Consider the following 13,041-nt stretch of genomic DNA (forward strand, 5'->3'; position numbering starts at 1 on the left):
TCTATGAATCAACAACTTGTGCGTTCCACCTCTTTGGCGGGGGCTATTGTTTTAGGCCTGGGGTCCATTTTAGGTACCGGTGCGTTCGTTAGTGTGGGTATTGGTGCGGATATTGCCGGTGGTGCCGTTTTATGGGCCATTTTCATTGCGGCAGTAACGGCCTTATGCAATGGCCTGTCTTCGGCTCAGTTAGCTTCCGCGCACTCGGTAAGCGGCGGCACCTATGAATATGGTTACCGGTTTCTGACCCCTGCTTATGGCGTAACCGCTGGCAGTTTATTTGTGGTAGCGAAAAGTGCATCAGCGGCGACCGCTGCTCTGGCGGTAGGCTGGTACATCACCAATGCCATGGCAATACCGGACTATTTAGCGCAGTGGATAGCGGCTGCGGTATTGGTGCTATTAACGTTATTAGTACTGGGGGGCGTTAAGCGCACAAACTGGGTTAATGCAGCCATTGTTACGGTGAGTATAGTGGCTTTGTTGGCTTTTATTATTAATGGGCATCAACAAACCGCCGTTGTTATTGAGCGGGCTTCGGTAGAATGGTGGAACGTGTTGCAGGCGGCAGCTCTGCTGTTTGTTGCCTACACAGGCTACGGACGCATTGCCACCATGGGAGAAGAAGTACAAAACCCGCGCCGGGTTATCCCTCTGGCTGTCGTTTTAACTCTGGCGGTTGTAACGCTTCTGTATTTAGGTGTTGGTAGCGCGCTATTGCATTTTCCCAGCATAGCGGACTTTCAGGCTGAGCACTTCTCTTTGGCGAGTTTGCTGCCGAGCGGACCTGTACGATGGTTGGTGACTCTTGGTGCGGTGGTTGCTATGGGCGGGGTTATCCTGAACTTAATTTTGGGAGTATCGCGGGTGGTTCTTGCTATGGGGCGTCGCGCCGACTTACCCATGCGCTTTGCTAATTTAAACGACCAGCAAACCTCAGCGCCACCGGCAACCTGGTTAACTTGTATTGTCATGCTGGTGTTGGTCGCAATTGGCGATATAAAGACCGCATGGTCGTTCAGTGCTTTCACGGTTTTAGTGTATTATGGCATCACGAATTTAGCGGCACTGAAGGTCACAAAAAGTGATCGTTTTGTGCCTAAGTGGGTATCCATACTAGGTTTAGTCAGCTGTCTTGGGTTGGCCGTTTTTGTTCCCTGGCAGGTGCTGTTGTCAGGGCTTATTTTTATTGTCGTAGTTCTGCTGATACATCAGCTGAGACGCTAAGAGGTAACCATGCGAGATATTGTTATTCTGCACGAAAATGAAGAGTGGCTGGTGCCACTAAGAGCAGAGTTTGAAAAGCGCGGCGTAGAAGCCAAAGAATGGTTTCTGGACACGGGAGTTATACCTTTTTCCGAGCTTCCTGAAGATGCGGTTTACTATAACCGAATGAGTGCCTCCTCGCACACAAGGGGCCATCGGTTTGCACCGGAACTGACTCGCATGGCGTTAACCTGGCTGGAAAACAGTAACCGGACTGTGGTCAATGGAACCCGGGTGCTGGCGCTGGAAGTGTGTAAGCTGTCGCAGTATGCGGCGTTACAGAAAGCCGGCCTTAGCGTGCCGAAAACGCAGGCAGTGGTGGGAAAAGAACTGCTGACAGAAGCGGCTGAAAAGTTTGCCGAGTGGCCACTAATTTTAAAGCCTAACCGCGGTGGTAAAGGTTTAGGTGTTATTAAGTTTGATGATGTCGCTGGCTTAAAGAACTACCTAAACAGCGACGATTATGAAGAGCCTTTAGATGGCATTTGGCTGTTACAAGAATACATTCAGCCAAAGCAGCCGCATATTACGCGCAGCGAATTTGTCGGGCAGAAATTTGTTTACGCGGTTAACGTGAACACTGAGCAAGGCTTTGAGTTATGCCCTGCCGATGTGTGCAGTGTGGATGATGCGTTTTGCCCAACCAGTGAAGCGCCTGTTGCAGACGACCAGCCGAATAAATTCACTATTACGCAGCGCTTTAATGACCATGAAATTATTTTTGCGCTGGAAGCCTTTTTAAAAGCCAATGATATTGATGTGGCCGGCATTGAGTTTATTGAAGACGCAAAAGGCGAACTGTACGTTTACGATGTGAACACTAACACCAATTATAATCAAAGTGCAGAACGCGAAGCGGGTGTTAAGAAAACAGGCATGGGCGCGTTAGCGGATTACCTGATTAGCTTAGCGCAATAAGGCGGCCCAGAAAAAATGGCCCCATAAAAATGGGGCCATAACAAATCCAGGGAGGGATTGTTTTTTAGAAAGTGTATTCCACACCTAAAGAGGCTGTTTGAGGTTTGTTCGGACGCGCACCATGTGGTGAGCGAGCAACAATCTTCTGCTGATCGAACAGGTTCTCAACTTTGAAATAAACCGCCATGTTGTTGTCGACTTCATAACGGCTGACAAAGTCGGTCACAAACAGTGATTCGGTTTTGTTGAAACGGCTGTTGTCACGGTTACAGCCAACAGAGACGCACATTTCGTCAATGTATTTACCGACCACATAGTTTACCCAGCCTTTATTGTTGTCTAGTGCAATACGAACGCTGAAGGTATTCTGCGGAATGTCATTCAGTTCATCGCCATCCATCAAACCTGTTACCACATTGTCCTGACTGATTTCACCTTTAGTGTAGGTGTAAGCAAAATCAACTGGCATAAGGAACTGACCCAATTCAAAGGTATTGCTTGCCTGTAACTCCAGACCCGTTACGGTCGATTCACCCAGAACATAAGAGCCCGATTCAGCACCGTTGTCACACGGGTTAGCAATTGAACACTGTTGTGTGGTGTCGCTAAAGTCGCTGTAGAAACCAATGGCTTCCGCAAAGAATGAACCTTGGTTAAAACGAACACCGGCTTCGTAGTTATTGCTGGTTTCTGGTTCCTGGAACTCTTTGGCTCCGCCACCTAAAGGAGAAAAACCTTTATGTGCGCCAGCCAGAACCTGCCAGTTTTCGTTCACGTCATAAGTGAAGGATACGCCCGGCAACCACTCGTCACTGTCGTTTGAACGCGTGCTGTCCAGTTGCTCGCGAGCCGTATCAGAAAACTGATTACGATAAGACTCGACGTCTTCATAACGCAGCGCAAAGTGTACGTTAAGGTTTTCAGTTGCCTGCCATTGGTCGGTTAACCAGAAGCTGACGGCGTCAGCGCCTTCTAAACGGTTATTGCCGCCGCTTGGCATGACTTCGCCCTGGTATACGAGACTACCGTTAACCTGGTCATAAATTTCAACCGGCTGAAAACGATCCATCTCGTCGCTGTGGTCACGAACACCTACTTCAAAGTTATGAGTTTCAAAAACAAACTGGGCATTGGCTTCAATGCCTTTAGATTCATAAGCCCGGTTGTTGTTTTTGTAGTTCAGGCCTGCTTCATCCTGAGTGCCTTGCAAAATAGCTAATGCATCGGCGTCACCGTTGTTAGCCGCGCTAACGTAAGCATTACCGCCATCCAGTTTGAACCAGTTGCGAGCAAACTCATTATAGTAGCCCAAAACATTCAAGGTCAGGTTATCGGTTGCTTGAAATGCATAGTTTAAACTGTAGCCTTTGTGCGAGTTATCCATCTGATCAATTTCAGAAAGGCCATAACGGCGATTTTCATTCTGAGCAAAATCGGTATCGGTCAGGCCAAGGTAAGTCTCATTTGAGATTTCTTCGGAGTACTGCACTTTAGCTAACAGACTCTGGCGATCGCCAGTCCACTGCAGTTTTGCAACATAGTCCTCAATATCAAAACCGGCATCGCGGCTGCTGCGGTCAATTTCTTTGAAGCCGTCGCTGCTGCGTTGCACGGTTTCTAATAAAAATCCCCATTGGCCTTCAGTGCCGCCTACGTGAGCGTGAATATCACGGCTGCTGTTTTCGCCAAACTGAGTCAGAACCTGCCCGCCAAAGTCTTCTGGAATAGGTGTTGTCACCAGGTTTAAAACGCCGCCGGTTGTTTGCGGGCCGTAACGTAATAAAGGTGCACCTTTTAATACTTCAACTGACGACATACGGAAGGTCGTCGGGAAGTAGTAGGCGGCCGGATTTGAATAAGGTGCCGGAGCCATCATGACGCCGTCTTCCAGCAGAGTGACCTTGCTGACACGCCCTGCTGTTGCAGCACGAATACCGATATTAGGACGCAGGCCCTCGCCATCTTCTTCACGGACATAAACACCCGGTATGGTTTTCATTAACTGATTAATGTCACTCGGAACCTCAATGCGCATCTGTTCTTCGTCAATAACAGCACTGGAGCCGGCAACATTGCGGGCATCTGTTTTACTGCCAATAATTTTGATTTGCTCGATATCAGTATCGCCGGCGGCATTATCGGCCATAGCGGGAGCTGCAAGAGCGGTCAATATGGTGCTGGCTAAGATCGTTTTCTTCATAACGGAATCGTTTTACCTTTATTGAAAAGTTATTTTAGATTAATTAAATTCGATAGGAATGATAATTAAAATAAGAATGATTCGCAATAATAGATTCTACCGTTTTTATCTAACTCTTTATTCTGGCGCCCGTTCGGCAGATTAAAAAAAGACTTGGAAGAAATAATGCAATTACCAGTGTGATCTATAGAATTCTAACTTAACGGTTAAAAACATAAGGATGGCAAGTATGCCTGCGATACATATGAAAGGAAGTGTCTCTATTCTCGTTGTAATGCTGCTGTCAGGTTGCGCCCTGTTAACTCCGAAAGAGCAAATGCCGACATATTACCAGTGTGGGGCCAGCGAGCTCAGTGTGCTGCAAAAAGAAAATAGCGTGCTGTTAAGTTACGGGTCGCAACAAGAAGAGTTACCTCAGGCGGTGAGTGGCTCGGGAGCCCGCTACTCAAATGATAAAGAACCATTAACTCAGTTCTGGAGTAAAGGTAACGAAGCCGATATTACCTGGCGGGGCCAGGAGATGCCGCTTTGTGTTGAGCAAGGCACTTTACCTAAACACTTTACGGCGAAAGGCAATGAACCTTTCTGGCAAGTGGCGGTAAACCCCCAGCATATGGCACTGACAACCCCTGAAAGCGAAGCGATTATTGACTTGGCCGCAGCGGAGGTTGTGTCTGAGCAACCTTACGAGTGGCGTATCGAGTCGACAACCGATAAACATCTTATTGTCATTGACAGACTTTGTCGTGATTCAATGAGTGGACGGTTGTATCCCTATCAGGTCGACTTACAGGAATCTGACCGAATGTATTCCGGCTGCGGCGGCGACAGTGAATGGTTACTTCAGGGAGCCAGCTGGGAGCTGTCGGAATTTGAAGGGCATGCCATTCATTCTAAGCCCGCAACCATTCAGTTTTTAAAAGACAGTCAGCTTGCCGGTTTTAATGGTTGTAATCGTTACTTTGGCAACTACAACATGGGTGGCGAATTAGCTCAGATTCGGGTTACCGGAAGCACAAAAATGGCGTGCAGTGGCGAGGCAAACGAACTCTCGCAAGAGTTCAGCAGTGTTCTGGAGCGAGTTTATCAAGTGAATATTGATGATAAAGGACGCTTGATATTGAGCACTCGTGGAGGTCGTCAGATGACATTTAAGCAACAGAGCGAATAAAGGCAGAAGGGCGCCACCATGCAATTAAAAAAGTACACAGATTACGGTCTGCGAGTTCTTATGTATCTGGCTACAAAAGAAGATACCAAGCGCGCCACTATTGATGAGTTGAGTGGCATATTCAATGTGCCACGCAATCACTTAAACAAGGTCGTTCATCAGTTAGGCAAAGAAGGTCTAATTGAAACACGTCGAGGCAAAAATGGTGGCTTCCTGCTGGCTATTGAACCGGCTGATATACGGCTGGACAGAGTCATACGTCGACTAGAAGGCGATGAGTACTGGGTCGACTGTCATAAACCCGAATGCGCTATTTTTCCCGTTTGTGAGCTGAAAAATGTGATCAATCGGGGCAAAGAAACCTTCTACGACTCTCTCTCAAATTACACTCTTGCTTCTTTGGTGAGTAACGATGCACAAATTCGCGAGTTTTGGGGTACCCCTATTCCGGTAACTATCGACAAAGACTGACTTTTTGTCTCAATGTTAGCCACTGTCGTTGCAATTGGTTAGAGTTCGGAGTATCAAAGAAGAACAATAATTAAAATGAAAATCAGGGGAAAACTATGCTGAAAAAGATAGCTATTGGATTGACTGTTGCCTTAGCCGGTCATTCTGCTCAAGCCGGTGAATGGCTGCATTGCGGAAACGTTTTTGATAGTGAAAGCGGTCGGCTGGCCGGCGAACGCTATATTGAAGTCACTGATAACAAAATTACGGCGGTAAAAGTGAACAGTCCGGGTGACGATGCTTCGGTTACTGACTTAAGTTCCCATACCTGTTTACCCGGCCTCATTGACTTGCACGTGCATCTTGACGGTCAGTCAGGGCCAAACTCATATATAAAGCAGTTTACCGAAAATCCGGCTGATCTGGCTTTAACTGCTCAGCATTACGGTATGAAGACTCTGAACGCGGGCTTTACCACAGTAAGAAATCCGGGCGACTCTCATAATGTAACTATTGCTCTACGTGATGCAGTAAATGCGGGCGTGGTTGACGGTCCCCGAATTTACTCCGCAGGCAAGTCATTGGCAACAACCGGCGGTCATGCTGACCCGACTAATAGTTGGAAAGAGGAATTGATGGGGCGGCCTACGCCTAAAGATGGCGTAATCAACAGTGCCGCAGGTGCCCGTGAAGCGGTACGACAGCATTATAAAGATGGCGCGGACTTCATCAAAATTACCGCAACCGGCGGTGTTTTAAGTATGGCCAGCAGCGGTGATAATCCGCAGTTTACGGATGATGAATTGAAAGCTCTGGTGGATATTGCCAACGATTATAACTTTCACGTTGCAGCCCATGCTCACGGCAAAGCCGGTATGTTACGTGCTGTAAAAGCGGGGATCACCTCGGTGGAACATGGCACCTACATGGATGACGAAGTGATTGCCGCGATGAAAGAGCATGGTACTTATTTGGTTCCGACAATTCTGGCCGGTAAATTTGTTGCGGAGAAAGCTGAAATTGATGGTTACTTTCCGGATGTGGTCAGACCCAAAGCTCGTGCCATAGGGCCTAAAATTCAGGATACTTTTGCTAAAGCATACAAGGCCGGAGTGAATTTTGCTTTTGGCACCGATAGTGGTGTTTCAGCGCATGGCGATAACGCGCTTGAATTCCAGTACATGGTAGAGGCCGGTGTATCGGAAGCAGAAGCAATTCAGTCAGCGACTAAAACAGCAGCGAAAATATTGAAAAATGACAATATTGGCCATCTTGAAGAAGGTAAATTGGCCGATATTGTTGCTGTAAAAGGAAATCCGCTGGAAGACATCACGGTATTACAAAATGTGAGCTTCGTGATGAAAGACGGTAAGGTTTATAAGCACCAGTAAAGCACCCGGAAGGGTTAGTCGAAACGAACTGACCCTTCCAGTTTCAGTGAACTGTGATCCGCACTGCGCACTTCGTATTTGGTTTTATCACCTTGCTCTGACGCCCATAGCTGCACCCGTGCAGGTAAAATAACCGGGCGCTTAAAGGTAACGTCGATATAAGTTATGGCTTTTTGCTGACGCTGTTCGAGCTCGGCCTGAGCTCTTGCCATCATATACATGCCATGAATAATTGGTTTTTCAAAGCCAAACCAACGTGAGACCAGCGGATGCAGGTGAATTGGGTTAAAGTCGCCGGAAATCCGTGCATAGCGTCGGCCCATACCACTGCCTAATTGCCAGTGACTGAGATTTTCCCAACCGGCTTCCGGCTCAAATGCTTTTATCGGAGGCGTCGATTTTTTCGTTGTTCCAGCATTCTGTCCACTCATCACCTGATAAACGCTGGAGCATGTTGCCACTTTCTCATTATTTTGCCAGAACTCAACCACAAACTGAGGACGCAGGCGACGCGGAGAAACATCAGGCCCGCGCTTAGGTACTTTGACTCTGGATACCAGCTGAAAAGGCGCTTGCGCAGAAATGACCTGATGACGCTCAATTTTATTGCTGACATGAACTAAACCAGGCGCAGGCCAGGGAAAGCTGTCATCGAGCATTTGCGATAAATGAGCTCTTTGCGCAATGCAGTACAGCATGGCCAGAGGAACATCACTGACAAAACCACCAAACGATTGTTGATAACGGCTCAGATGCTTAGCTGTTGGCGCAGGAATAGAATACTCTTTGAGCAAAGTTTCAGACTCTGCTGCTGACTCATCGCTGCGTTGTAACGTTAACAGAGAACGCAGTAACATGCTGGGCATCGGGCTTAGCTTTTGCGGGCTTGTATCAACACGTTCCATAGTGATAGTTAAACTCCATACTGACAATATGGCTATTCTCGCACATGTCTCCTGTTATCAACAGTCCGACCACTAAAAAGCCGCTCCGAAGAGCGGCTTCTTTACGTTCCTTTTACTTTTGTGACTCAAGGTCTTCATTCAGGTCTTCATCATGCTTTTCCAGGTCCCACGGGAGAACTCCGGGGCTGTTATGACGGAAGTGCAGGTAGTTCTCAAACTGATTAATCACATCGTTGATGATATCGGTTTGCTCATAACCGTATAGGTTATAAGACTGTCCGCCCTGTCTGAGGAAAACCTCGGCTCGATAATAAACTTCGCGGTTTTTATCGTTTGTCAGAGCGAATTCTGGTAACAAATAGTCTCTAAGACGAATTTCATAAGCAAAGTCGAGATCACCTTCTCGCTCTACACTTAGAATAATGCGATTGTGCTCCTCATCAGTCTTGAACTTGGCTGGCCAGTCCTGATCTTTGAGTTCGTCCCGGACTTTTTTCATGCTCTCAGTGGCAGGGCCATTGATAAACTCAAGTACCTGTTCTTTTTGCGGGAAGTCGACCAGGCCGGACAAACGCTTCTTCCAGTAGTCCGGACCTTCGTTTACACCTCTGCGATGTGATTGGCGGTGGCTTTTCAGGCTGGCAGATTGATGTCCTTCAATAATAAGGGCACGCCACATGCCAGCTGCCGATAACAAAATAATGACGGCAAAAGGTAAGGCACTGGTAATTGCCGCTGTTTGCAAAGCACTCAGGCCTCCGGCCAACAACAGAACTGCGGCGACAACTCCTTCGGTACTGGCCCAGAACACGCGTTGCCAGACAGGGGTTTCCATCATGCCACCAGAGGATAATGAATCAATAACCAGTGAGCCAGAGTCTGACGATGTTACAAAGAAGGTGATGATCAATAACACCGTTAAAAAGCTTAAAATGCTAGTCATTGGCAGTTGTTCGTAGAGCTTAAACAGAGCTACTGCTTCGTTCTCCTGAACGGCTGAGATGAGTGTCGTGAAACCTTCATTCATAACTAGGTTCAGCGCTGTATCGCCAAATACCGCAAACCAAAAGAAGGTGAAAATAGTGGGGACCAGCATGACCCCAAAAACGAATTGTCTAATAGTGCGACCGCGGCTAATTTTGGCTATAAACAGCCCGACAAAAGGTGCCCAGGCAATGGTCCAGCCGAAGATAAATAGAGTCCAGTTACCAATCCAGTCGCTGCGTTCGTAGGCCTGCAAATTAAAAGTACGCTCTACAATACCGCTTAAATAAGCGCCGGTATTTTGTAAAAAGGTTTCCAGAATATGAATTGTAGGTCCGACAGCAAAAACAAAGAGCACCAGAAAAAGTACTAAAGTGATATTAATGAGCGACAGTCGTTTAATCCCTTTATCCATTCCGGCGACAACCGAAGCGATGGCTGCCAGGGTGATAACGGCAATGGCAATAATTTGCGTTGTTTTGCCGATGGGAATGTCTTCCCATAAATAATTCAGACCAGTATTAATTTGAGTGACTGAAAGCCCCAGAGTGGTCGCGATGCCGAACATTGTGCCGAGAATTGCAAAGGTGTCTACGGTATGTCCAATGGGTCCGTTAATTTTGTCGCCTATAAGTGGATACAGGGTCGAGCGCATGGAAAGCGGTAATCCGTGGCGAAACGAGAAGTAAGCCAGTACCAGACCGACTAAGCCGTATATAGCCCAGATATGAAAGCCCCAATGGAAGTAGGCAATTTGCATGGCTTGTTTAGCAGAACCTACTGTCTCAGCAGCCCCGGCTGGAGGCTCGGCAAAGTGGAGTATAGGCTCTGAAACACCAAAGAACAGTAAGGCAATACCGTACCCGGCAGAAAAGAGCATGGCGAACCAGGACGTAAAACTGTATTCCGGTTCGCAATGGTCGGGCCCTAATTTAATTTTACCCCAGCTTGAAACGGCCACACCGATAATGAACATGAGAAAAAGTGCGACCGCTAACATATAAAACCAACCGAAATTGTCGGTAATACCAGCCAGCGTCCATTCAAATAACTCGCCAGCTTTTTCTGGTGCGCTTAAAGTGCCTATAACCAGTAAAGCTATAACGATAACCGCAGGAAGAAATACTGGCAGTAAAATTGCTGAATGCCATTTTTGCTTCTCGGCTGACATAAAAGCTCCTGTTTTTATTATGATTTATTTATATATAGACTACTTAAAAAGATTTGTAATGGGTCACTTTGCATTTATTTGCTGTTTAGTTTCTGGCCTGTAGGTTAATATTATGGCTGTTATGGTTGTTGATAATGAGTCATTTGCAGTTTATGGATTCTGAAAAAAGCCTGGTTAATCTTGAACAGCTAGCAAACTCGGTACCGGGTGCGCTATACCAGCTTGAACGCTCACCGGACGGGCAATTGAAATTTAATTATGTCAGTCAGGGCGTTGAGGGCATTTTTGGGTGTTCTGCTGAGTCACTGGCAAAGGACGTGACATTGCTGAGTCAGATCATTCATCCCGACGACTTACAATCTGTTTTGAGCAGTATGCACGACTCTGCCCGCTATCAATATTTGTGGGTTAAAGAGTATCGAGTGATTAAAAATGGCAGAGTAAGCTGGATATACGGGCACGCAGTGACCAGTCAACAGGCCGACGGCAGTACACTCTGGAATGGGCAGATGCTGGACATTACTGAGAGAAAAATGCTGGAGCTGAAAGTTGAAGAAAACCAGCGCAATTTAATGCTTGCTGAGCGAGTTGCCGGGCTCGGGCATTGGCAGCTTGATTTAGAAACCGGGCAGTCGCAGTGGTCGGATACCATGTACAGTTTACATGGTTTGGACAAGTCCAGGGTAACGCCCTCATTAGTCCTGACTTTAGAAAGAACTCATCCCGAAGACAGACAAGCGGTAACCGACGCAATTAATGCCGTTAAACAGTCTGGCGCGAGAGATGTCGAGCATCGTATTATGCTTGGCGACGGTGAAATCCGATGGTTACGGCAGTCGGGGATTTATCGCATTGACGAAGCCGGGCGTGAAATTATTTTTGGTACCACGCAGAATATTACCGACTATAAAGAACTTGAGCTCAAGCTCAGGGAAACCGGTGGCAATGACGAGCACACCGGATTTTATAATCGACGGCTTATGCTGCAGTCTCTGCAACGGCGCTTTAGTTTATACCAGGCTCATTCTGAGCATCAGTATTATGTCATGGCCGTGCGCGTTGCTAATAACGCAGAAACGTTAAAAGCCGTCAGCAAAATTGTCCGTCAGAACATTCAGGATTACGACACTCCGGGTTGCTTAGGAAAAGGAATTATCGTTGTACTTATGTCAACGCTGTCAGCAGAGCAAAATAAGAATTGCCTGCACGCTACCCGGCAATTGTTAGAGCAGCACGGCATTGAGCATAAAATAGCGTTGGAGTCTGCACAAATAACAGATCTGAGGTTTGACGATGTGTTATTACGTGCGTTGAATTAATTTAACGGCTTACCCGTTGGCGAGTTATCGATACTCCAGTCTTGCGCCTTACCCATGGAATTTATGGGTAATTGCTCTCCAAAGCTAATTCGCTCCGGTATTTCCGCAGCGCAGAGGTTGTCACTTAACCAGGTTTGAACACTTTGTTCAGTTACCGTTTCACTAATATTCTCCTGTAAAACAATAAAGGCCTTCAGTCCATAGCCTTCGTCGGATCTCATCGGGCGTACCGTTGCATCGGCAACTGCCGGGTGTTGACGCAGACACTTAGCAATATGAGCCGGGAACACATTGATTCCTCGTATCGAAACCGCCTTGTCGACTCGTCCGGTGATTTGGAATTCATCCTCTGTATGCCACTGGGTATTATCTGGTATTTCGTAAATAACCTTTGTTTTCTTATCAATTAGCTGCTGATGGTTTTCTGTATTTCTGCGCCAGCGGGATAACAAACGGTAGTTGTTTTCTGGTTTACTCCGGTAAGCCATACCTGCAGTTTCAGAGCTACCATAAATTTCCACAGCGCGAGCTGCGCCTATAGCATACAACTGATGCACCGTACTGGCCGGGCATGGTCCGGCAGAGCTAATAAAAAGTACTCCGGGTGGTAATGGCGGCATCTCCGACGATAACTGAGTGAGCAATTCAGGGAAACCGACAACGACATCTCCGGCACGTAAGCCACCGTTGCGAACGTGGCTATAAGCTTTAAAACCGCGCAGCACCGGCGCATCAACAAGATGCGGCAACAATATCGTAAACAGAAAGCCATAAATATGATGGCTGGGCACTAAAGCGACAACGCGGGCTGGAGATAACTCATAGTCGTTTTCAAAGATTCGGACAAACTCTCTTACTTCCTCAACTAATGTACTCCAGGAATGCTCGCAGGTCTTAGGTTGACCGGTACTGCCCGAAGTCGTAACCGTTAAGTTTTGGGAGTGAAGTTGTCGCGATTTAAGAACAATGTTTGCCCATTCTGCCAGACTGTTACGGCGCAGAAGGTAATCTTCAACTCCGCTGTCTCCCATATGGAAGAACTGAACTACCCGGCCGGCTAGCGCCAGTCTTTCCAGCGAATCAACTGCAACTTCATCTTCGCCACTGTCTTTGGTTGACTTGTGTTTTGCCACTAACGTGTCGTCTTCATGCCATTGGCGACGTTTCCAGTATTCACTTTCAGCCGGACGCAGACGTGCAAGTTCATCGGCGATAATATCGCCGATGACAGTAACAATAAGGTGCTGCTGAAGTGAGTCTGCCATT

General features: G+C 47.2%; 10 protein-coding genes. 6 read left to right on the plus strand and 4 right to left on the minus strand.

Annotated elements, in window-relative coordinates; genetic code table 11:
• Positions 1-3 precede the first annotated feature (3 nt).
• Complete coding sequence (locus ACN0RF_RS10520) at positions 4-1,227, plus strand: APC family permease (RefSeq protein ID WP_417438968.1); 1,224 nt, start codon at positions 4-6, stop codon at positions 1,225-1,227.
• Between the two features lie 9 nt (positions 1,228-1,236).
• Positions 1,237-2,184: an ATP-grasp domain-containing protein gene (locus ACN0RF_RS10525; protein WP_417438969.1), complete on the plus strand. Its 948-nt coding sequence runs from the start codon at positions 1,237-1,239 to the stop codon at positions 2,182-2,184.
• Between the two features lie 64 nt (positions 2,185-2,248).
• Here ACN0RF_RS10525 and ACN0RF_RS10530 read toward each other — a convergent pair whose 3' ends face one another.
• The gene (locus tag ACN0RF_RS10530) at positions 2,249-4,384 is read right to left on the minus strand and encodes a TonB-dependent receptor family protein (RefSeq protein WP_273025433.1); all 2,136 of its coding nucleotides are present in this window, start codon (positions 4,382-4,384) and stop codon (positions 2,249-2,251) included.
• Between the two features lie 229 nt (positions 4,385-4,613).
• Here ACN0RF_RS10530 and ACN0RF_RS10535 point away from each other — a divergent pair, with 229 nt between their 5' ends.
• The 3 genes from ACN0RF_RS10535 (at position 4,614) to ACN0RF_RS10545 (ending at position 7,396) form a co-directional block, all read left to right on the plus strand.
• Entirely contained in the window at positions 4,614-5,555 is a 942-nt protein-coding gene (locus ACN0RF_RS10535) for an META domain-containing protein (RefSeq protein WP_417438970.1), read from the plus strand.
• 18 nt (positions 5,556-5,573) lie between these two features.
• Complete coding sequence (locus ACN0RF_RS10540; protein ID WP_417438971.1) at positions 5,574-6,026, plus strand: RrF2 family transcriptional regulator; 453 nt, start codon at positions 5,574-5,576, stop codon at positions 6,024-6,026.
• Positions 6,027-6,121: 95 nt separating this feature from the next.
• A complete protein-coding gene (locus ACN0RF_RS10545) occupies positions 6,122-7,396 on the plus strand; it encodes an amidohydrolase family protein (RefSeq protein ID WP_417438972.1) in 1,275 nt (424 codons plus the stop codon).
• Between the two features lie 14 nt (positions 7,397-7,410).
• Here ACN0RF_RS10545 and ACN0RF_RS10550 read toward each other — a convergent pair whose 3' ends face one another.
• Together ACN0RF_RS10550 and ACN0RF_RS10555 are read right to left on the minus strand one after the other, a co-directional pair.
• Entirely contained in the window at positions 7,411-8,301 is an 891-nt protein-coding gene (locus ACN0RF_RS10550; protein ID WP_417438973.1) for a MaoC family dehydratase, read from the minus strand.
• A gap of 112 nt (positions 8,302-8,413) precedes the next feature.
• A complete protein-coding gene (locus tag ACN0RF_RS10555; RefSeq protein ID WP_417438974.1) occupies positions 8,414-10,456 on the minus strand; it encodes a BCCT family transporter in 2,043 nt (680 codons plus the stop codon).
• Positions 10,457-10,590: 134 nt separating this feature from the next.
• On the opposite strand from ACN0RF_RS10555, the gene ACN0RF_RS10560 reads away from it, so the two are divergent.
• Complete coding sequence (locus tag ACN0RF_RS10560) at positions 10,591-11,775, plus strand: PAS domain-containing protein (protein WP_417438975.1); 1,185 nt, start codon at positions 10,591-10,593, stop codon at positions 11,773-11,775.
• Here ACN0RF_RS10560 and ACN0RF_RS10565 read toward each other — a convergent pair.
• Complete coding sequence (locus tag ACN0RF_RS10565) at positions 11,772-13,040, minus strand: AMP-binding protein (RefSeq protein ID WP_417438976.1); 1,269 nt, start codon at positions 13,038-13,040, stop codon at positions 11,772-11,774. The genes ACN0RF_RS10560 and ACN0RF_RS10565 overlap by 4 nt on opposite strands.
• Position 13,041: the final 1 nt, after the last annotated feature.

The organism is Idiomarina sp. (assembly GCF_048260185.1).
Lineage (GTDB): Bacteria > Pseudomonadota > Gammaproteobacteria > Enterobacterales > Alteromonadaceae > Idiomarina.